The organism is Dolichospermum circinale AWQC310F (assembly GCF_000426925.1).
Lineage (GTDB): Bacteria > Cyanobacteriota > Cyanobacteriia > Cyanobacteriales > Nostocaceae > Dolichospermum > Dolichospermum circinale.
In genome coordinates this window covers 1-21,892 of the sequence record NZ_KE384691.1, presented here as the reverse complement: position 1 = coordinate 21,892, position 21,892 = coordinate 1, and the positions used below count along the sequence as shown (strand labels likewise).

The window sequence follows — 21,892 nt, the reverse complement described above, 5'->3', positions numbered from 1 at the left end:
CTGTTCCCTGTTCCCTGTTCCCTGTTCCCTTGTCATAACGACAATTTTTAACGCCAACCTACTTAATATGATTTTAATATTTGTAATTCCTCGCGCACGGATAATGGATGATAACCTAAAGCAAAAGCCTTTGAACTATCTAAAGAAACATCTTTTGGTCTAGGTGCTGCCATTTTCACATCTTCTTGAAAACAGGATTTTAATTGATCATCAGGAAATTGCCAGATTTCAGCTAATATTCTCCCAAAATCATAACGAGAAATTCTCTCTTTTCCACCTAAATGAATAATCCCATGCACCTTTTTTAAAGCTAAAAATAGCCCTTTAGTGGCTGTATTTGCACTAACTGGAGTGCGAAATTCATCTATAAATAAATTGAGTTCTTTTCCCTCTTTCAATACTTGCATAAATTGCTGAATAAAACTTTTTGCTGTTGGTGTTTCTTTACCAAACATTAACGGCATTCGACAAATAGCTGCTTGGGGATATACTTTTAATATCCCTGCTTCAGCCGCAACTTTTTGCTCACCGTAAATGTTCACAGGTGAAACTTTATCTATTTCCCTATAAGGTGCATTTAAACCATCAAAAACCAAGTCAGTGGAGGTAAAAGCTAAAGGTAAGGAATTATCAGCACAAAGTCCAGCCAGATCACAAGATGCTGTAACATTGATCTTATAGGATTCCTGGGGATTTATTTGACAATAATTAGGTTGAGATTGGGCTGCTGCGTGAATTACTGCATCGGGTTTGATATGATTAAATAGGTCTTTTAATTCCTGGAAGTTAGTCAAATTCACTTTCACCATTTTGATATCAGGTATTTCTAAAAAATGGCTATAATATGTACCATAAACTTCCCATTCTCGTTTTGCTAATTGGCAAAGATGCCAACCTAAAAAACCGCTAACACCCGTAATTAGAAGTCTTTGCATATATCCTTTGCGTAACATCTCTGCAATAAAAACCATATCCCACGCAAATTTGCGTGGGAATATCTACTTATGTACCTTGGAAATACTTCTCCAAAGCTTCATGTACTAAATCAGTCATCGGTCGCCCTTGTTTCTCAGCAGTTTCCCTAAGTTGCTGATAAAAATCATCCCGCAGACTTACTCTATGGCGTGATTTACCGCTACTCGTAGGCTGTCCTGGTGTGTAATTAGCCACAAATTCCCTAATAGCATCAAAACCCATTCTGTGACAAAAATCGCCAAAACTTTCTTTGGGTGTGCGGGATTTTTTAAAGAAGACAAAAATCGGTTCTAGGAAACTTTCAATATCATTGTGATGCAGTTTTTCTACAAAAGGTTGGGCTAACCGAGTTTGATTTGGTGAACCACCTAACCAGACTTGATAAGATTCTACACCACTACCCACAAAACCCAATTCTGCCATATAAGGACGAGCGCAACCGTTAGGGCATCCTGTCATTCTTACCACAAAATGGTCTTTTTGTAAACCCAGTTGATCTAATAAAGCCCGGATTCTTGTTAAAATTTCGGGAATGGCTCGTTCTGATTCTGTAATTGCTAAACCGCAGGTAGGTAAAGCTGGACAAGCCATAGCATAGCGGGTTAATGCTGCTATTTGGCTGGGGTCGGATACAACGCCACAGCGGTCGAGAATCTCTTGAATGGCTTCCTGATCCTCTGGAGCAATATCGTAAAAAATCAGGTTTTGATTACCTGTTAAGCGAATAGGCAGATTAAATTGTTCAACAATTGTCCGCAAAGCGGTTTTGAGTTGCAATTTATCATCATCTTTTACACGCCCATTATCTATGGAAATACCTACAAAGAGCTTACCATCCCCTTGTTCATTCCAGCCCAGAAAGTCTTTATATTTAAACTGGATTAGAGGTTTAAACGGTTCAAGAGGTTTACCAAAGTATTCTTCTACCTTGGTGCGAAATTTATCTACACCCCAATCATTGATTAAGTATTTTAATCTCGCGTGTCGTCTATCGGTGCGATCACCATAATCTCGCTGTGTAGCGATTATAGCTTTCACCAAATTATATACATCATTTTTGCCTACATAGCCAATAGGATCAGCAATTCTGGCAAAGGTTTCCTCTTTGTTATGGGTTCTACCGAAACCACCACCAGCGAAGATATTAAATCCTGCTAATGCACCTTTTTTATTGGTAATTACTACCAGGGTCAAGTCTTGGGAATATAAATCAACGGAATTATCCCCAGGAACCGTCACGCAAACTTTAAATTTCCGGGGCATATAATGAGTTCCATAGATAGGTTCTACGGAATCATGAAAAATAGTACCATTACCGTTACTTTGTCGCGCTGCTTTGACATCTGGATGTTCTTCGGCGCTAATGGCTTTTTCCCCATCTAACCAAATTTCATAATAAGCACCAGTTTGGGGAGAAAGCAAATCAGCGATATTTTGGGCATATTCCCAAGCGTATTGGTATTCTGAGCGATTTTTAAAGGGGGCTGGAGGAGCCATAACGTTGCGGTTAATGTCACCACAAGCACCCAAAGTTGAACCAAGATTTTGGATAATTGTAGCGATCGCCGCTTTCAGGTTCTTTTTTAAGATACCATGTAACTGAAAACCTTGGCGAGTAGTAGCTCTGAGAGTGTGATTACCATATTCATCAGCCAGTTTATCCAAGGCTAAATATAGCTGTGGTGGTATGAACCCACCGGGACTTTTTGTCCGCAGCATCATTTGGTAGTCTTTTTCCTGTCCCTTGACGCGGTTATCACGGTTATCTTGTTGATAAGAACCATGGAATTTGAGAATCTGAATTGCGTCTTCACTAAAGTGGGTGGTATCCTGAAGGATTTCAGTAGCCACGGGTTCACGCAAAAAGTTACTATTTTCTTTGATACCTTCTACTTTGGAAGGTTTACGGTTAGTAACAAAAGAAGCAGCAGAGTTAACCATTACGGTAGATACGTTTCTGAATAAAGCGGTAGATGAAACCGAATTTAGGCAATTAATAGCACTCACTGGGCTAATTAAACTACTTAAATTTGGTCGGAATTATGAATATTATTTTGATTTTAACATGATGAGAGGCCAGCTTGCTGAATATAGGTTGTCGGTGGTTTTATCCAGCAGTGGTTAGAGTAGAAAACTACTCCAACCAGCAAATATCACCATTGCCTTTAAACTAAGGACAATGAGTAAACCTGACCATCAATTAACAGTCGCGTAATTCCCTTAGCTTGTAGATGATTACTAGCTTTATGAAGAACTTGACTGTCAGGAACTTTGATAACGCGATCGCGCTTCGTCGAAAAGCGTTTAGCTACTCTATGATTATCAAAAATGGGTAGAGTTTTTTGTTGATTTTCCAGACTGGGAATCAGACCTAAATCACCAAAATCCTTGAGTGGCCGAGTAATTAATTCCGCAGAGCGGTCAATTACTAAATAGCAGGTTTTTGGTAAATGGGCAACTGAAAGTGGTAAAACTTGAACAGATGCTTCTCCGTTTTTCCGTCTAGTCACTAGAGGTTTGGGAACTTCATAGTCCTCGTCTTCAAAATCGTCCTCCTCATTATACAAATCATCATCTAAATCATCATCATCTAAATCATCAGGTTCAGCCAGCAAATCTTCATCCAAAATTTCCGCAAACAGACTTGCCTGTGAACGTCGAGTTTCCACCTCCAATTTAGGCTTGGGAATAATTGGCGTTTCTGTGGGTTTATGTCTGACAATTTCTGGGTCTTTGACAACTGGGGATTCTTTTATAACCGGAGGTTGGGGTTGTTCTACCGCTGAGGAGCGTGTTTTTACCCGCCTATTAGCCGGAATATCTTCAGAAAAATCAGGATTACCATCTACTTTTGCTGCTATGATCAGCTTTTCCGGTTCTGGTGTTGATAACTCCTCAGCACTGCTCAAGCCGGTAGACGCTGCTGATAGCAATATTGGTTGGTTCAACAGCGGTAACTGATCATAACTTACCTGCGCTCTACCCTCAGGGGTTCTAGCTGCGCGTTTTAAAGATACGAGATATTCGTATTCCTCTTCTGGTAAGGTACTTTTGAGCAGTCTGCTAATTGTGGAATTGCTCACACCATAGCGTTCTGCTAAAGTGGAAGTTGTTTCCGCACTTTCTCGATATAACTTGAGAATTTCTTGTTTGTCAGAATCTGTTAGTTTTCTCACGGTAGACACCAAAATTTGTTAAGTTTGTTTGCGTCCACAGTCTTGGCGTTGAATACTCAATGATACTTCGTATTCTAGAACTATGGACCGGAATCACACGCCAATAAACACTTAGAATACTCCTCACAAGGGCTTTGTTGATAAAGAATATGTAGTTTTCTTTAGTAGCATTACCATAGGGTATAATTACTTAATTAGTTGAGAAAGATAATTTGCCATTAACCTGGATACAAAACCAGAGTAAAATTCGGGAGTTGCATTTATATTATATTCATAGGCAATTACTCCTTAACATCACAATATATCTGAATATCGCATCTATTTTGTTTCCTAGTGTACCTCAACTCACCAATCACTTGCATCTTCTGACTGGAATCAGGAAATTTTAAATTTGCTCTTGCCTATTTCGAGAATATTAGATATAATTGTGAAGGCTTCGTGGGTACGTAGCTCAGTTGGATAGAGCATCCGCCTTCTAAGCGGACGGTCACAGGTTCGAGTCCTGTCGTACCCGTTGTCATCACGTCACAAAAAAGCTAGTTTTTCTCTGCTTTAACCACATCCTTACTACTGCCGGAGGGAATTACAAGTTTAAAAAGCCCATTCTACAACTTTTTTGGCGGATTTTTCCCTGATTCCGAAAATCTACGGTTTTCCGGGTTGACTGGGTTTATTACGCTTATAGATACATAACTATTAAAAACGCACAAAAGTTATACTTATATAACAACATTCATGACAGTCAGATTTTAGAGTCCACCGGAAGTGGGAAAATAAAATTATGCCAAAAGAAGAGTTAGAGAGGAAAAGCTGATAATATGCACTTGAGTGAAATCACCCATCCTAACCAGTTGCATGGTTTGTCAATTCGACAGTTAGAGCAAATTGCTCGTCAAATTCGTGAGAAGCATTTACAAACCGTAGCCGCCTTTGGTGGGCATTTGGGTCCTGGTTTGGGCGTGGTAGAATTAACGCTAGGACTTTACCAAACCTTAGATTTAGACCGGGATAAGGTAATATGGGATGTCGGTCATCAAGCTTATCCTCACAAACTAATCACCGGACGCTACAGCAACTTCGACACTCTCCGCCAAAAAGACGGCGTTGCAGGTTATCTTAAACGCTGCGAGAACAAATTTGATCATTTTGGTGCAGGACACGCTTCTACAAGTATTTCCGCTGCCTTGGGTATGGCTTTAGCCCGCGACCTGAAAGGAGAAAAATTTAAAGCCGTTGCTGTCATTGGTGACGGTGCTTTAACTGGAGGTATGGCGCTAGAAGCTATTAACCACGCTGGCCACCTGCCAAAAACTAATCTGCTGGTGGTTCTTAACGACAATGAGATGTCTATTTCTCCCAATGTGGGTGCAATTCCTCGTTATCTCAATAAAATGCGTCTGAGTCCACCAGTGCAGTTTCTCGCTGATGGTATTGAAGAACAGTTAAAACATCTTCCTTTTGTCGGTGAGTCTCTTTCCCCAGAACTAGAACGCATTAAAGAAGGAATGAAGCGTTTAGCAGTTCCTAAAGTAGGTGCGGTTTTTGAAGAATTGGGTTTTACCTACATGGGTCCAGTTGACGGACATAATTTAGAGGAGTTAATTACTACATTCCAACAAGCACATCAAATTACTGGTCCTGTTTTGGTTCACGTAGTCACAACTAAGGGTAAAGGCTATGAACTCGCGGAAAAAGATCAAGTAGGCTATCATGCCCAAACTCCCTTTAATTTGGCTACTGGTAAAGCAATTCCTTCTAGTAAACCTAAACCCCCTGCTTACGCTAAGGTCTTTTCTCACACCCTAGTTAAATTGGCGGAACAAAATCCCCAAATCGTCGGTATCACAGCCGCAATGGCTACTGGTACGGGTTTAGATAAGCTACAAGCTAAACTACCTCATCAATATATTGATGTGGGAATTGCGGAACAACACGCTGTGACTTTAGCTGCGGGTTTAGCTTGTGAAGGTATGCGTCCCGTCGCTGCTATCTATTCCACTTTCTTACAACGTGCTTATGACCAAATTATTCACGATGTTTGTATTCAAAACCTACCCGTATTCTTCTGTTTAGATCGGGCAGGTATTGTTGGTGCTGATGGTCCAACCCACCAAGGTATGTATGATATTGCTTATCTACGTTGTATTCCCAATATGGTGGTAATGGCTCCCAAGGATGAAGCAGAATTACAACGGATGGTGGTTACTGGCATTAACTACACAGATGGACCTATTTCTATGCGCTTTCCCCGTGGTAATGGTCACGGTGTCCCTTTAATGGAAGAAGGTTGGGAAGCTTTGGAAATCGGTAAGGGGGAAATTATCCGTCAAGGTGACGATGTTTTAATCGTTGGCTATGGTACAATGGTTTATCCAGGAATGCAAGCTGCCCAAATTCTCAGTGAACATGGCATTGAAGCTACTGTAATTAATGCCCGCTTTGTCAAACCTTTAGATACCGATTTGATTTTACCTTTGGCTAAACAAATTGGCCGGGTTGTGACGTTGGAAGAGGGTTGTTTAATGGGTGGTTTCGGTTCTGCGGTAGCTGAAACTTTACTTGATGCTGATGTGGTTGTCCCTGTGAAACGGATTGGTGTCCCTGATATTTTGGTAGATCATGCCACACCTGACCAATCTTACACAGAATTAGGCTTGACTGGTGACCAAATTGCAGCAACAGTTTTACAAGCTTTCTTTAATAAGGAATTAGTTGCTGTGAAATAACTCACAATTGTAGAAACATTCTTAGCAATGTAGGGGCAATTTCTCACCCCTACATTAAAGATATTACAAGCGTATCCATGGACGAACCTAAGTGATCATCAAAGTCAGAATGAAGATAAATAAAGATCAAAGCTTGATTTTAAATATAAAAACCCCTTGGATTATACACCTCAATAATAGCACAAAAAGTCAAGAGGTCAATACCCTAGTAACTTCGTTCAATTATTGATAACATTCTCAATATTATTGAGAATGACCTAGCTATATTCTCGATAAACATGGTAGTGGGATTTTTTTCAGAAAAAGTATTTAAAAAACTTATGATTTTTTCGTAAAACTCCCATGGTGCTTTAATTAAACTTATATCATCTTTTTGTCACCGTAAATATGAATATTTTTTCATATTTCTCCCCAAATACACTCATATTGTCTGAAACCAAATCAGGGTTCAGTATTAATATACTTATACCATTTCCTATTCCAGCGCAGTTTCAAACCTATTCCTGTATCTGACATAAGAAGAATCTCGTCCAAGACCGAAATTACCCATACATTCCCGACAAAGCAGACAAACTGAACATTGAATTGTGAAAAATTGACAAACCATAACACTAGTGATAAACTCCTGCTGTGCCTTATTAAAAAAAGCGAGAGAATACATCCCAAAGCTAGTAAAATCGTGAAAATTCAAATTTGCTTAACTTGCCAAAATGTATCTCAAGCTAATAAAATAGCTAAAGTTGCAGCATATAACATTAAACAAATAATGTCCAATTCAACAAATATCAACCGACTACAAAATATTATTTTTTCGGTATTTCTAGCTCTGACGATGATTTTAATAGTTCCTGGGACTAGTTGGGCTTCTAGTTTGGGAGTGGAGTCAGGTTTTTTGAAACCTTGTCCAACTTCTCCTAACTGTGTTGTTAGTCAAAATGCTGATACTAAACACAGTATTCAACCCATTACCTATCATATAGCGCGAGATAAAGCTAGAGAAACCTTGCTAAAAGTTCTCACTGTTGTTCCCCGTACAGAAGTTATAGAACAAACAGATAATTATATTCATGCTCTTTCTAAAAGCCGCATTTTCAAATTTGTTGATGATCTAGAGTTTTATTTCCCTAGCAATGAGTCGGTAATTCATATCCGTTCCTCATCTCGTGTTGGAGATTCTGATTTTGGTGTCAACCGCACCCGCTTAGAGCAAATTCGTTTAGCTTTAAAGGATTTAAATATTTAATTTAACCTTTTAACCTCTTTTCTCTGTGCCTGGAATAGTTATATAAAATACATTTAAAATGCTCCATACACAGAGTCAGAATAAAAAATAAAAATATAACACCCTTGGATTATAACTAAATAATAGCAGAAAAAAATACTATGTCAATATCAATGGCTGAAAAAACCTATTTCCGTAAAATTATTGATAATATTCTCAAGAATATTGAGAATAGCAGCTGACTATTGCAAAAATGCAAATTTTATAAAAGTGGGTATTAGAAAAACTTATCTTTCTGAATTAATTAATCAGAGTGGGAAAACCCCACTCCTACAGATATTAGCGTTTAACCAATTTCTTGGACATTTTGCGAAGACGAATAGATTCTGGTGTCACCTCCACCAATTCATCTTGAGCAATGTATTCTAACGCTCGTTCCAAACTCATGTCTATGGGTGCTTGTAACTGCACAAGTTCATCACCACCAGCCGCGCGATGGTTAGTTAACTGCTTGGTTTTACAAACGTTCAATTCTAGGTCTTGGGGACGATTATGTTCACCAATAATCATACCTCTGTAAACCTTAGTTCCAGGACTGATAAAGAACGCGCCTCTATCTTCACAGTTTTTCATAGCGTAGAAAGTAGAAACACCTTCTTCAAAGGAGATTAAAACGCCTTTGTTGCGGGCTTCAATATCGCCAGAAAGTGGACGATAATCAAGGAAGCTATGGTTCATGATCCCTTCACCGCGAGTCATGCGCATAAATTCACCTCGAAAACCAATTAAACCACGGGCAGGAACGATAAATTCTAATTGGGTGCGGTCTCCACCACCGGGCTGCATATCTTGCATTTCCGCTTTTCGTTGTCCCAACCGTTCGATACAGCTACCAACAGCATCGGCGGGAACGTCTAAAGCCAGAAGTTCAAAAGGTTCGCAAGGCTGACCGTTGACTGTACGATAAATTACCTGCGGTTGAGATACTTGAAATTCAAAACCCTCACGGCGCATGGTTTCTATTAATATCCCTAAGTGTAATTCACCACGACCGGAAACTAAAAATTTATCAGGAGAGTCCGTTTCTTCAACGCGCAATGCCACATTAGTTTCTAATTCCCGGAATAAGCGATCGCGTATTTGGCGAGATGTTACCAGTTTACCCTCTTGACCTGCAAAAGGGGAATCATTCACCCAGAAGGTCATTTGTAAAGTTGGTTCATCTACCTTAATTAAGGGTAAAGCCAGGGGTTCATTAGGATCTGTAATAGTTTCACCGATGTAAGCATCAGCAAAACCAGCAACTGCTACAATATAACCTGGGGTAGCTTCTTCCATATCTACCCGTCTTAAACCTTCAAATCCCATTAATTTAGTAATTTTACCCTTGACAATATTACCACTTTCTGTTACTAGAGCGGCTTGTTGTCCGGCGCGGATAGTACCATTGTGGATTTTACCAATGACAATTCGTCCTAAATATTCAGAATAATCGAGAGTAGTAACTTGCAGTTGCAGAGGTTTATTAGGGTCTCCCACAGGTGCGGGGACATGGCGGAGAACCGCATCAAATAGAGGCTGCATATCTACTGATTCCGCTTCTAAACTTTCTTTAGCGAAACCTGCCATCCCAGAGGCAAATAGGTATTTAAAGTCACATTGGTCTTCATCCGCCCCTAATTCTAAGAACAGATCCAAAACCTTGTCAACAGCAACGTGGGGGTCAGCTTGTCCGCGGTCAATTTTGTTAATCACGACAATAGGCCGCAGACCTTTTTCCAAAGCTTTTTTAAGTACAAAGCGGGTTTGGGGCATTGGACCTTCATTGGCATCAACAATGAGTAAACAACCGTCCACCATACCGAGTACCCGCTCTACTTCCCCACCGAAGTCAGCGTGGCCAGGGGTATCAACAATATTGATGAGAGTTTCTTTGTAGCGAACCGCTGTATTTTTAGAAAGAATAGTAATGCCTCGTTCCCGCTCCAAAGCGTTCGAGTCCATGACACAATCCGGAACGTCTTCGCCTTCGCGGAAAATGCCGGACTGTTTGAGGAGAGCATCAACTAGGGTGGTCTTACCGTGGTCAACGTGGGCGATAATGGCGACGTTACGAATTGGGAGCGTCATAAATGGTTGTGGTAAACTTTAGGGTTTTTAGAGGAAGTCTTGGGCTGGGGTCTTGTAACAGAAGTGGGGACATTTTGCCAATTCTGTAACGAACCTTTAATAATTATAGCGTAATTGCCACAAATATGATGATGATCAAAAATGAAGAACGAAAACTTTCATTCTTCATCAGTTTGCTTCTTGCCTCTATTCCCTGCTATGATTATTAGTTAACGAAATAAACTACTGAGTGAGGTATCTTCGTGAATGCGCCAAATTGCTTCTCCAAGTAGATTAGCGACTGAAAGCGTAACTAGTTGGGGGAAACGATTGTTTTCGGGAATGGGAATAGTGTTAGTAACTATCACTTCCTCAAATACCCCACTGGATAACCTTTCAATTGCTGGTGGTGAGAATACAGCATGAGTAGCACAGGCATATACCTGACTTGCTCCTTCTTGACGCAGTAACTTAGCTCCTTCAGTAATCGTACCACCAGTATCAATCATGTCATCTACTAAGATGGCAGTTTTACCTTTGACATCACCAATGATATTTAATACTTCGGCGACATTATGAGCCTGACGGCGTTTGTCAATAATTGCCAGTGGAGCGTCATTTAACTTTTTGGCAAATGCTCTGGCTCGTGCTACTCCACCCACGTCCGGGGAAACAACAACAATATCCTGTAGTTCTTTGCTAATGAGATAATCTAGGATCACTGGTGAACCATAGACATGATCAAAGGGGATATCAAAATATCCTTGAATTTGTGCTGCGTGCAAATCCATAGCCAGAACTCGGTTAGTACCAGCCCCAGTGATCAAGTTAGCGACTAACTTAGCAGTGATTGATTCTCTTCCTGCTGTTTTTCTGTCAGCGCGAGCATAACCATAATAGGGAATTACTGCTGTGATTTGTCGTGCAGAAGCCCGACGACAGGCATCTATCATGATTAGTAATTCCATTAAATGGTCATTAACGGGTTGACAACATGGTTGAATTAAGTAGACATCACAACCGCGAATTGACTCTTGGATTTGAACATACAGTTCACCGTCCGCAAATCTTTTGCGAATCATTGGACCCAAATCCATTCCCAGATAACGAGCCACCTCTTGGGATAATACCATATTAGCAGAACCAGAAAACAATCGCAAGCGATTATTGTCGGGCAGTCCGGTTGTTATTGGTTGGACTGGTAATGCAGAACTCAGCACAGCAGATTCTCGAAGTACATTCATAGTATCATTAGAGATTGAGCAAATTTAACTGAAATCGAGTCAACAAATAATAGTGATCTTCACGTTAGCTCTAGGGTGGTACAACGCCTATCATTAAAAGCAACTAATGTGCAAACAATTATTTTATGATACTTGTCACCAATTAATAAACTAGTAATTGAAGATTAAATATTTATGTTATAAATCAGAAAAACCTAGCAAAATTAGCTGGTTGTGGAAAACCCCTATCATATAGGGATTAAACAGCCATTTTGACTGTTGCTGCTATAATGCTTGATTTCGTCACCTCCAATTATAGCAGCTACTATGTTGGACACATCCTGACTAAAGGCAGAATACAAGAATAGAATAATGCAAGACTTATTTCTAGTATACACTGCCTTCTAGGCAGGTTAGCTGAAGAAATTTACAAAAAGCCACAATTGAGACACTTGAGGTTATGTTGTGAATGGATGATGTTTTTGCTAAGTTCTAGATCAGTAGCTATTATATTCAATTAATAGACCATGCAATCACCGATTACAGTTGGTACTATTCTCCAAAATCGTTACCACATCATCCATATTATTGGACAAGGGGGATTTGGTAGAACCTATCTAGCAGAAGACCAAAGGCGCTTTAATGAGCTTTGTGTCCTCAAAGAGTTAATTGCTCCAGTTATGGAAACATCTGCTGGAGGGAAGGAACAGGAGTTATTTGAGCGCGAGGCTGCTATATTGTATCAAATACAGCATCCACAAGTTCCCAAGTTTCGAGAAAAATTTGCCCAAAATGAAAGATTGTTTTTGGTACAAGATTTCGTAGTTGGTAAAACTTACCGCCATTTACTAAACGAACGCCAAAAGGTTGGAACAGCTTTTACAGAGGTAGAAGTATTACATTTACTACGCTTTTTATTGCCTGTTCTCAGTTACATTCATGATAAAGGAATTATTCATCGTGACATCTCTCCAGAGAACGTTATTCTACGAGAAAGCGATTCTTTACCTGTATTAATTGACTTTGGCGTAGTCAAGGAATTAGCTACTAAATTACAGTCTTCCAGCCCTAGTTCGGTGACAACTGTGGGTAAATTAGGTTACGCGCCTAGTGAGCAAATGCAAACGGGTAGGGTATATCCTAGTAGTGATTTATATGCGTTGGCTGTGACGGCCATAGTTTTGTTGACTGGGAAAGAACCAGGGGATTTATTTGATGAACAACAACTGAAATGGAATTGGCAAATATGCGTGAATGTGACACCAGGATTTGCTGAGATTCTCCAGCGAATGTTGTCTCATAAGCCGGGAGACCGTTATCAAAGTGCTACTGATGTTACTCAAGCACTGCTAAATGTAGACCATGGGAACGTACCCGCCCCTAATAATCTATCTTACCTACAAACTATCGCTGTCGGTAATCGTCCTGAACTTAGATCAAAAATACCTAAACAACCAGAAATTTCCGCTTCTAGTCAAAGTGCGTCTATTTTAGATCATCCTTTAGTGTTGGGAGTAATTGGTTTTATTGTGATTATTTTAGCGGGATTTGGTTCTTGGACATTTGTAAATTCACTTAAAAAGCAGTCTCGTTCAGTACCGGAAACTACAACAACGCCACAATCCTTTCCTTCTCCCGTTATTCCCAGTGGTAACACATTAACACCAAGCCCTAGATCTACAGATACCAATAGTGAACCTGTTATTATTCGCCAACGTCTCAAATTAGACAAGTCTAATACGGCAGAATTGGAGGGAGTGATCAGGAAAAATGATTTAATTCAATATATTTTGGAGGCTAAGGCTGGAGAAAAATTAACTGTATCTATCAGTGAAGCTACTGGTGTGGCTATGAGGATTTTTAATCCTCATGGTGACATAATTAATACTCAATATCAACAATCTACTTCCCATGAGGGAGTATTGCCTGATAATGGCAGATATATTATTCAATTGGGTTTATCTAGCACAGAGTCCAAGGCTAATTATAGTTTAAATGTGGCTTTAGAACCACTAAAGCCACTGGAAACCCCTACCCCAACGGAAACCCCTACCCCAACGGAAACCCCCACCCCAACGGAAACCCCCACTCCCATAGAAACACCCACCACAATAGAAACACTCACACCAACGGAAACCCCTACCCCAACGGAAACCCCCACCCCGACAGAAACCCCCACCACAATAGAAACACTCACCCCGACGGAAACCCCCACCCCGACAGAAACCCCTAACCCAACCCATGGGACTAATTGACTAATTAACGCTAAATTATGAAAAGAACCTCAAATTTGACGCAAAATAGCAAGTAGGGGTAGGATTTTCAGTCTAATTTTTACACATTCACTCATTATTTCTAGCGAAAACCATTGTTGAAAACTTTACTGATTACGGGAACTGATACGGAAGCGGGTAAAACTGTTGTCACAACGGCTTTAGCCGCTTATTGGCAAAAATATTATCCTCAGCGCAGTTTGGGTATTATGAAGCCGATTCAATCGGGTATGGGAGATAGGGAACTGTATCAAACTCTGTTTAGTCTTGAACAGTCGTCAGAAGAAATTACACCTTTGTATTTTCAAGCACCTTTAGCCCCACCTATAGCCGCTGCTAAGGAAAATCGCCAAGTTGATTTGGCCATAGTTTGGCGAACTTTGTTAGCTTTACAGAAACAACGTGATCTGGTATTGATTGAATCTTTGGGTGGGTTAGGTTCACCGATTACTGATGAGTTAACGGTAGCTGATTTAGCAGGAGAATGGCGATTACCGACAATTTTGGTTGTACCTGTGAGATTGGGAGCGATCGCAAATGCCGTTGCTAATGTAGCATTAGCTAGACAAACTAAAATCGCCCTCCGTGGTATTGTTCTTAATTGTATCCAACCGCGACAGGAGGAAGAAATTACTGATTTAACTCCATTTAGGTTAATTGAATCATTGACAAACATACCAGTTTTAGGTTGTATTCCCTATGTTGAAAATCCCCAAGATTTAGAAAAACTTGCGGAAATTGCTGCTGGTTTGGATTGGGAAACATTATATAGCAATGCTCAATAATTTCCCAACAAAGAAATACCCGACTTCTCTAAGAAGTTGGGAATCTTAAATTTTCAAGTTTTAGCTTTTAGGTAATAATATGGTTTCTGCATTTCCTCTAAATTCAACAGTAAATCTCAAAAATGTGCGGTTAGAAATTCGGGCTTTACAACCGCAATTAGTCGAGTGGAGACGACAAATTCACCAAAAACCAGAATTAGGTTTTCAGGAAAAAATCACCGCTGAATTTATTTCCCAAAAGTTGCAAAATTGGGGAATTGAACATCAAGTGGGAATTGCTCAGACGGGAATTGTGGCTATTATTCAAGGTGAAAAATCTGCTCATGGTAAAGTATTAGCAATTCGGGCTGATATGGATGCTTTACCTATTCAAGAACTCAATGAAGTTCCCTATTGTTCTCAACGGGAGGGGATAATGCACGCTTGTGGACATGATGGACATACAGCGATCGCTCTCGGTACAGCTTATTATCTTCATCAGCACCGTCAAGACTTGAACGGAACTGTAAAAATTATCTTCCAACCCGCAGAAGAAGGTCCAGGTGGAGCAAAACCCATGATAGCAGCAGGTGTACTTAATAACCCTAATGTTGATGCTATTATCGGTTTACACTTATGGAATAATCTGCCTTTAGGAACGGTGGGAGTCCGCCCTGGGGCATTAATGGCCGCTGTGGAATTGTTCCGCTGTACCATTTTCGGTAAAGGTGGACACGGAGCAATTCCCCATCAAACCGTAGATTCTCTAGTGGTAGCGGCGCAAATAGTCAGTGCTTTACAAACGATTGTCTCCCGTAATATTAACCCCCTTGATTCCGCGGTTGTGACAGTAGGAGAACTTCACGCAGGGACAGCAGTTAATGTAATTGCTGATACTGCAAAAATGGGCGGAACTGTGAGGTATTTTAATCCTGATTTAGCAGGTTTTTTTAAAGAACGCATAGAAAAAATTATTGCGGGAATTTGTCAAAGTCACGGTGCAAATTATGACTTAGATTATATCCATCTTTATCCACCTGTGATCAATGATGCCCAGGTAGCTGCATTAGTGCGTTCAGTAGCCCAGGAAGTGATAGAAATCCCCATTGGTGTATTCAGTGAATGTCAAACCATGGGTGGGGAAGATATGTCATTTTTCTTACAAGAAGTTCCTGGTTGTTACTTTTTTCTGGGTTCTGCGAATGCAGAGAAAAAATTAGATTATCCTCATCATCATCCCCGATTTGATTTTGATGAAACCGCTTTACCTATGGGTGTGGAAATGTTTGTGCGTTGTGTAGAAAAGTTTTTTGCTTGAAAACTCCTAGAAGAAAAGAAGGTTTCTCTAGATATTTTACGTAAGTCCTAATTCATACTAAGTTCTGGAAGCAGAGCCAAAAGAACACCATTCCCAGTCTCCGACTGGGAACGAGAATAGTGTAAATATTTTATAAGTTGCTAGTATTATAATGCAAATGTGACATTAAAATACAAAAAAGTCTCATTTTAAAAGAGATAAAGTGGCTGCTGGCTTTTATTTTGACAATTTTGAACCATTTATGCAATATCAATGGACAAGTAGTACAAGTAGTAATAGACTGGGAGACAATTCTTTAGGTAGCTTTTTATCAGATTTTCAACGGCAAATGCTGTTAAAATCATTACAAGAAAACTGCTCTCAATCCCAGCGTCAACGGATTCAAATTATGTTGTTAGCGGACAAAGGGATAACTCAAGCAGAAATTTGTCAAATTTTGGGGTGTTGTCCCGCAACTGCTAGACATTGGATACACATAGCTCGTCAGGGAATGGCGCATGAATGGCAAGATAGTCGGATTGGTCGCCCTAAATCAGTTAGTGATGAGTATTTACAACGTTTAAAAGAATTATTACACAGTCATCCTCGTGATTATGGTTATATTTCTCAACACTGGACATTAAACCGCTTACATAAACATCTCTGCGAAGAATTTGGATTTAAAGTGAGCGATCGCCATTTTAAGCGAATTCTCAAACAAATGGGTTTATCCACTCGGCCAAAATCCAGCCATAATCAACAAAATAGCCCAAAATCAGCCGCAGAACCCAAAATAGCCATTGCTGACCTTAAAAAAGCAAATACCGCCGATTCCTCCGAAATTATACTTATTAATTTTCACAAACCAGTAAAGGATTCAGACATTTATGGCGCACAATATCTCCGCTCAATTAGTATCTCTGGAACAAATCAACAATACATTGGGGTATTCACTGACCGCAGAAGAATTTTATCACTATCTTCCTGAACTTCAACCTATCAACCCTAAAGTCGGCAAATTCTGGACAGGAAAGAATGTTGAACCGGGCATTTACATCATACTTACAGGCAAAGTCAGACTATTAGATGATAACGACGAATTAATTACTACCCTAGAATCTGGGGCATCTTTCGGTGAATTTACCTTATTTCCCCAATCTCAATTTCCACCTTATGCAGCCAGAGCTTCAGCAAATTTACAGTTATGTTTCTTGCCAGAAAAGTTACTATTGCCTTTAATAGCCAAGTATCCCCAAATTCGAGAACATTTATGGCAGAAAGCATACTCCCCAGAAACGCAGATTATACAAGCAGATTATACACCGCTCAAACCAAACCCACCAGAGAACGACAATTCAAATTCAGATTCAACCCCTTATCTAACCTCACAATCAAAAGAATCAAAAATTAATAAAGCCTATTTTCCCAGTCCCAGACAACGGGTGGGGCATTTATGGCAAAGGGTAATGGGGCGCTATCCATTCTTTGCTCAACAGAGTGGTTCTGACTGCGGAGCAGCTTGTTTAGTCATGGTATCCCGGTATTGGGGGAAACGTTTTAGTGTAAATCGTCTCCGTGATATTGCTAATGTAGACCGCAATGGTGCATCCTTACGAGGGTTATTAACAGCAGCAGAAAGTCTAGGTTTTGCTACTAGACCTGTCAAAGCTAGTTTAAAGCAGTTAGCAAAGCAAAAATTACCCGCCATTGTTCACTGGGAAGGCAAACATTACATAGTTGTCTACGAAATTACCCCTAAATATGTAATTGTGGCCGACCCCGCTATTGGTCAACGCACCCTCACCCATAAGGAATTTAACAGCGACTGGACTGGTTATACATTGTTGTTACAACCGACAGCAATGCTCAGAGAAACGAAAGAGACATCTACACCTTTTTGGCAGTTTTTCGAGTTAATAAAACCCCATTCTTTAGTCATGTTGGAAGTATTTATCGCTTCCATATTTATCCAGATATTTGGCTTAATTACCCCCTTATTTACCCAATTAATTTTAGATCGGGTAGTGGTGCAACGGTCAGAACTGACCCTGACAACAGTAGGAATAGGATTGTTAATTTTTAGCCTTTTTCGGGTAGCCATGACCGGTTTAAGGCAATATCTTTTAGATCATACAGCAAATCGCATAGACTTAGCATTAATTGTCGGTTTTATTCGTCATACCTTGCGTTTACCCCTGAGTTTTTTCGAGACTCGTTATGTGGGTGATATTATTTCTCGTGTGCAGGAAAACCGCAAAATTCAACGCTTTTTATCGGGTGAAGCATTATCAATTCTCCTAGATTTATTCACCGTCTTTATCTATGTAGGCTTGATGTTTTGGTACAGTTGGAAAATGGCATTATTAGCTTTAATAATTGTCCCACCCTTTGCCTTATTAGCCTTAATTGCCACACCCTTTTTACAAAGGATTTCCAGAGAAATATTCAATGCAGTTAACCAAGAAAGTAGTTACTTAATAGAAGCTTTAACTGGTGTGCGAACAGTCAAAGCCACAGCAGTAGAACAAACAGTAAGATGGCATTGGGAAGAGTTATTAAATAAAGAGATAAAAACCAACTTTTCCGGGCAAGTTATCGGCAATCGTTTACAAATTTTTAGTAACACAATTGAAGCAATCGCTACCACAGCTTTATTATGGTTTGGGGCATATTTAGTAATTCATAATCAGTTAACCGTGGGACAACTAGTAGCATTTAATATGCTGCTGGGTAATATTATTAATCCCTTTCAACGGTTAATTGTCCTCTGGAATGAATTGCAAGAAGTTGTGATTGCAGTAGAAAGAATTAACGATGTTTTAGACACAGAACCAGAAGAAGACTTACAAAATCAATCACGGCAGAATTTACCACCAATTCAGGGGCATATTCGCTTTGAAAACGTCACATTTCGCTATCATCCAGAAAGCGATATTAATATATTAGAAAACCTCAGTTTTGAAATCAAACCCGGACAAATGGTAGCTTTAGTGGGACGCAGTGGCTCAGGAAAAACTACTATTTCTAAATTAGTTATCGGCTTATATCCCCCCACAGACGGTAAAGTTTTAATTGACGGACAAGATATTACCAGTCTTTCCTTGCGTTCTTTTCGACAACAAATTGGTGTAGTTGACCAAGACACATTTTTATTTGGTGGGACAATTCGAGAAAATATCAGTTTAGGACATCCAGGAATACCTTTATCAGAAGTAATTGCAGCAGCAAAAATGGCTGGTGCTGATGAATTTATCAAAAAATTACCAATGGGTTATGAAAGCCAAATTGGTGAAGGTGGAGGTTTATTATCTGGTGGACAAAGACAGAGAATAGCCATTGCTAGAGCATTATTAGGTAATCCCAAATTATTGGTTTTAGATGAGGCAACTTCTCACCTAGATACCGAATCAGAAAGAATAATTCAACAGAATTTTAACACAATTCTCAAAGGAAAAACTACTTTAGTAATTGCCCATCGTCTTTCCACCGTGCGAAATGCTGATTTAATTTTGGTACTAGATAGAGGTGTGTTAATTGAAAGTGGTACTCATGAGGAATTAATGGCTAAAAAAGGACATTATTTCTATCTAAATCAACAGCAATTACAAACACTAACCTAGGTTGGGTTGAGCCATAGCGAAACCCAACAATGATTTAATAATGATTATAAGTAGAACGGCTTGAATAATTCAAAGTTTGTAGTGAGTAATTTATTCCTCATTTGAGGGCTTCAGCCCTCACTACGAAATCATCTCCAGATTTTTTACATTACTTAATCTACTTTGATTTATTTTCGTCTACTTACTTAGTTGGGTTTCATTTCTCAAAAAAAATTCTTTATCAAGGTGCATCATGACAAGTACATTAAATGGGAATATCACAAAATCTGATGAGATATTATCACCAGAATTACCAGAAATTACCAATGAAGATTGGTCGGAAATTACCAAAGAATCACTTGATAGTTTACCCCAGGTTTGGACGCGAGGACTATTATATCTTTTAGTCTTAATTGTCTCCATAGTTTTACCTTGGTCCTTGCTATCTAAAGTAGATGAAACAGGTACAGGAAGAGGACGTATTGAACCTAAAGATAAAACCGTGAAATTAGATGCCGCTGTAGGGGGAACAGTTGCCGAAATTCAAGTTAAAGAAGGTGAAACAGTCAAAGCCGGACAAACTCTATTATTATTAGAATCGGCATTAGTCAAATCAGAATTAAGTCAAATTCAAGATAAATTGGAAGGACAATTAAACCGACTTTCTCAGTTAAAATCCTCCAAAAATCAGTTAATTGTCTCCTTAGCAACCCAACAACAACAAAATCAATCTCAACAATTAGAAAAACAAGCACAAATTGATCAAGCACAACAGAATATTAATACCCTAAAAAATGCTTATCAATTTCAGAAAGAAGAAAGATTATCTCAACTTAATCAAGCGCGACAAACCCTAATTAATAGTCAAACTAGTAATCAATTAGCAGAGAGTAGTTTATTAAGTAGTCAGCGAGAAGTAAAACGCTATAGTCAACTCAGACAACAGGGAGTAATTCCAGAAATTAATTTAGTAGAAAAGCAAGATATCGCTAAAGAAAAGCAAAAATTATATGCACAAAGTCAATCAGATATTCAACAAGCTAAGTTACGTTTAGCAGAACAACAAAGTAGTTATGAGCGAAATTTGCGCCAAGCTCATGCCGATATTGAACAGGCCAAATTGCGACTAGGAGAACAGCAAAGAAGCTATCAAACTTTAACCCTTTCTGGTCAGTCAGCAGTGTTAAAAATTGCCGAACAGCAGAAAAGTTTAGATACAGATATTAGTTCCCTCAAATCAGATATTTCTCAAACTAAACGCCAAATTGATGCCTTAAAATTTCAGTTAGGACAGCGAGAAATTAAAGCTTCTGTCAATGGGATATTATTTCAATTACCAATTCAAAAACCCGGCTCAGTTGTGCAAGTAGGGACAATGGTGGCCGAAATTGCTCAAGATAATTCACCCTTAATAATTCGAGCGCAAATGGCAACTACAGATAGTGGTTTTTTGCGGTTAGGATTACCAGTAAAGCTCAAATTTGATGCTTATCCGTTTCAGGATTATGGTATTATCTCAGGAGAGTTAATTAAAATTTCTCCTAATACGATAGAGATAGATACAGCTAATGGCAAAATAGCCGCTTATAACTTAGAAATTTCTCTCAAAAAAAGTTGTATTCCCGCTGCTAATAAATGTATTCCTTTGCGTCCAGGGGATACAGCAACCGCTGAGGTAATTGTCCGTCAGCGACGAATTATTGATTTTCTACTTGACCCCTTTAAAAAATTGCAACAAGGGGGAGTAAAATTGTAGAAAATTCATAGTAGTTAGTTAATAACACGAAAAACAAAATGAGGTATTATTACTGATGGACGATAAAATCAAACGTTCCCAAGGAAAGTTTGACCCTGTAAATGAGTCAAGGTACTGGCTACCAACCGCGTCTGAGGAACGCTGCAAAAAGATAGGAAAAAAAAGAGGCCTGAGATTAGTCGAAGTCATTGACACTCAAGCAGAAATTTTGCCAATAATTTGTATTTTTGAGGGATACCCAGATGAGTGAAGCAACACTTTCCATATCAATTACTGAATTAATCCCAATGTTGACTGCGATAGCGGAACGTAACTGGGAAAAATTCAAGGAAGTTGAGAAACAATTTGTCTCACGACACGGTATAGAGGAATGGGAAGAATTTTTTGCTTTCCGTCTCAAACCATCACTAGACAAGGATTCTGACCAATGGTTATTAGCGCATTGGTGTAGTGAGGGTATTATCTCGGTAAAAAATGTAGCTTGATTATCTCCTGTTCCAATACTCTGTATGGGAACAAGAAACAAATCGAATTATCCCCCTTCCCTCGTTCCCATACTCTGTATGGGAATGAATTACGGAAGGCTCTGCCTTCATTAATACTAAGTCATAGAGGCAGAGCCTCTAGGTAGCATTCCCAGTCGGAGACTGGGAACGAGAAACGAGAAGGGGGGAAACGATTAATTCAGTCCCCTCCCCTTAATAAGCAGGGGGTTTTCATTCTCCGAGGTAAAGAAGAAAAGAATAGTGATCTTTTCTTGATAAAATCAAAA

Annotated in this window: 14 protein-coding genes and 1 tRNA gene; 10 read left to right on the top strand and 5 right to left on the bottom strand. The window is 39.4% G+C overall.

Annotation, left to right across the window (positions count from 1 at the left end; genetic code table 11):
- Positions 1-62: 62 nt before the first annotated feature.
- From ACIR310F_RS0114475 to ACIR310F_RS0114465, 3 genes are all read right to left on the bottom strand, one after another.
- Positions 63-935: an SDR family oxidoreductase gene (locus ACIR310F_RS0114475; RefSeq protein WP_028084438.1), complete on the bottom strand. Its 873-nt coding sequence runs from the start codon at positions 933-935 to the stop codon at positions 63-65.
- 67 nt (positions 936-1,002) lie between these two features.
- Positions 1,003-2,916, bottom strand: coding sequence for a sulfite reductase, ferredoxin dependent (gene sir / locus ACIR310F_RS0114470; RefSeq protein ID WP_028084437.1), 1,914 nt, complete (start codon positions 2,914-2,916; stop codon positions 1,003-1,005).
- 224 nt (positions 2,917-3,140) lie between these two features.
- Positions 3,141-4,151, bottom strand: a complete 1,011-nt coding sequence (locus ACIR310F_RS0114465) for a helix-turn-helix domain-containing protein (RefSeq protein ID WP_028084436.1) — start codon at positions 4,149-4,151, stop codon at positions 3,141-3,143.
- Positions 4,152-4,591: 440 nt separating this feature from the next.
- Here ACIR310F_RS0114465 and ACIR310F_RS0114460 point away from each other — a divergent pair.
- The 3 genes from ACIR310F_RS0114460 to ACIR310F_RS0114450 all read left to right on the top strand — a co-directional run bounded on the left by ACIR310F_RS0114460 (position 4,592) and on the right by ACIR310F_RS0114450 (position 8,120).
- Positions 4,592-4,665, top strand: a tRNA-Arg gene (locus ACIR310F_RS0114460).
- A 304-nt stretch (positions 4,666-4,969) separates the two neighbouring features.
- On the top strand, positions 4,970-6,877 hold the full coding sequence (dxs, locus tag ACIR310F_RS0114455; protein WP_028084435.1) for a 1-deoxy-D-xylulose-5-phosphate synthase: 1,908 nt from the start codon (positions 4,970-4,972) through the stop codon (positions 6,875-6,877).
- A 766-nt stretch (positions 6,878-7,643) separates the two neighbouring features.
- Positions 7,644-8,120, top strand: coding sequence for a DUF1499 domain-containing protein (locus ACIR310F_RS0114450; protein ID WP_028084434.1), 477 nt, complete (start codon positions 7,644-7,646; stop codon positions 8,118-8,120).
- A gap of 318 nt (positions 8,121-8,438) precedes the next feature.
- Here the strand turns inward: ACIR310F_RS0114450 and typA are convergent, their stop codons facing one another.
- On the bottom strand, positions 8,439-10,229 hold the full coding sequence (gene typA / locus ACIR310F_RS0114445) for a translational GTPase TypA (protein ID WP_028084433.1): 1,791 nt from the start codon (positions 10,227-10,229) through the stop codon (positions 8,439-8,441).
- Positions 10,230-10,438: 209 nt separating this feature from the next.
- Positions 10,439-11,452 carry a ribose-phosphate pyrophosphokinase gene (locus ACIR310F_RS0114440; protein WP_028084432.1) on the bottom strand — a complete coding sequence of 338 codons (1,014 nt, stop codon included), beginning with the start codon at positions 11,450-11,452 and terminating at the stop codon, positions 10,439-10,441.
- Between the two features lie 506 nt (positions 11,453-11,958).
- On the opposite strand from ACIR310F_RS0114440, the gene ACIR310F_RS0114435 reads away from it, so the two are divergent.
- The 7 genes from ACIR310F_RS0114435 to ACIR310F_RS0114400 all read left to right on the top strand — a co-directional run bounded on the left by ACIR310F_RS0114435 (position 11,959) and on the right by ACIR310F_RS0114400 (position 21,605).
- Positions 11,959-13,686, top strand: a complete 1,728-nt coding sequence (locus tag ACIR310F_RS0114435) for a serine/threonine-protein kinase (RefSeq protein WP_028084431.1) — start codon at positions 11,959-11,961, stop codon at positions 13,684-13,686.
- Between the two features lie 113 nt (positions 13,687-13,799).
- Complete coding sequence (gene bioD / locus ACIR310F_RS0114430; RefSeq protein ID WP_028084430.1) at positions 13,800-14,489, top strand: dethiobiotin synthase; 690 nt, start codon at positions 13,800-13,802, stop codon at positions 14,487-14,489.
- A gap of 79 nt (positions 14,490-14,568) precedes the next feature.
- Positions 14,569-15,786: a M20 family metallopeptidase gene (locus tag ACIR310F_RS0114425; RefSeq protein ID WP_028084429.1), complete on the top strand. Its 1,218-nt coding sequence runs from the start codon at positions 14,569-14,571 to the stop codon at positions 15,784-15,786.
- Between the two features lie 241 nt (positions 15,787-16,027).
- Positions 16,028-16,753 carry a helix-turn-helix domain-containing protein gene (locus ACIR310F_RS0114420; RefSeq protein WP_035368065.1) on the top strand — a complete coding sequence of 242 codons (726 nt, stop codon included), beginning with the start codon at positions 16,028-16,030 and terminating at the stop codon, positions 16,751-16,753.
- Positions 16,653-19,385 (top strand): peptidase domain-containing ABC transporter, encoded by a 2,733-nt coding sequence (locus tag ACIR310F_RS0114415; RefSeq protein ID WP_028084427.1) that lies wholly within the window; start codon positions 16,653-16,655, stop codon positions 19,383-19,385. Before ACIR310F_RS0114420 ends, ACIR310F_RS0114415 begins: the two co-directional genes overlap by 101 nt.
- Before the next feature lie 232 nt (positions 19,386-19,617).
- Positions 19,618-21,120: an HlyD family efflux transporter periplasmic adaptor subunit gene (locus tag ACIR310F_RS0114410; protein WP_028084426.1), complete on the top strand. Its 1,503-nt coding sequence runs from the start codon at positions 19,618-19,620 to the stop codon at positions 21,118-21,120.
- 242 nt (positions 21,121-21,362) lie between these two features.
- Positions 21,363-21,605, top strand: a complete 243-nt coding sequence (locus ACIR310F_RS0114400; RefSeq protein ID WP_028084424.1) for a hypothetical protein — start codon at positions 21,363-21,365, stop codon at positions 21,603-21,605.
- Positions 21,606-21,892: the final 287 nt, after the last annotated feature.

Excerpts from the sequence above, each read along its gene's own strand:
- ACIR310F_RS0114475 (WP_028084438.1), bottom strand. The coding sequence starts at position 935 with ATGCAAAGACTTCTAATTACGGGTGTTAGCGGTTTTTTAGGTTGGCAT.
- sir (WP_028084437.1), bottom strand. The coding sequence starts at position 2,916 with ATGGTTAACTCTGCTGCTTCTTTTGTTACTAACCGTAAACCTTCCAAA.
- dxs (WP_028084435.1), top strand. The coding sequence starts at position 4,970 with ATGCACTTGAGTGAAATCACCCATCCTAACCAGTTGCATGGTTTGTCA.
- ACIR310F_RS0114450 (WP_028084434.1), top strand. The coding sequence starts at position 7,644 with ATGTCCAATTCAACAAATATCAACCGACTACAAAATATTATTTTTTCG.
- typA (WP_028084433.1), bottom strand. The coding sequence starts at position 10,229 with ATGACGCTCCCAATTCGTAACGTCGCCATTATCGCCCACGTTGACCAC.
- ACIR310F_RS0114440 (WP_028084432.1), bottom strand. The coding sequence starts at position 11,452 with ATGAATGTACTTCGAGAATCTGCTGTGCTGAGTTCTGCATTACCAGTC.
- ACIR310F_RS0114435 (WP_028084431.1), top strand. The coding sequence starts at position 11,959 with ATGCAATCACCGATTACAGTTGGTACTATTCTCCAAAATCGTTACCAC.
- ACIR310F_RS0114425 (WP_028084429.1), top strand. The coding sequence starts at position 14,569 with ATGGTTTCTGCATTTCCTCTAAATTCAACAGTAAATCTCAAAAATGTG.
- ACIR310F_RS0114420 (WP_035368065.1), top strand. The coding sequence starts at position 16,028 with ATGCAATATCAATGGACAAGTAGTACAAGTAGTAATAGACTGGGAGAC.
- ACIR310F_RS0114415 (WP_028084427.1), top strand. The coding sequence starts at position 16,653 with ATGGCGCACAATATCTCCGCTCAATTAGTATCTCTGGAACAAATCAAC.
- ACIR310F_RS0114410 (WP_028084426.1), top strand. The coding sequence starts at position 19,618 with ATGACAAGTACATTAAATGGGAATATCACAAAATCTGATGAGATATTA.
- ACIR310F_RS0114400 (WP_028084424.1), top strand. The coding sequence starts at position 21,363 with ATGAGTGAAGCAACACTTTCCATATCAATTACTGAATTAATCCCAATG.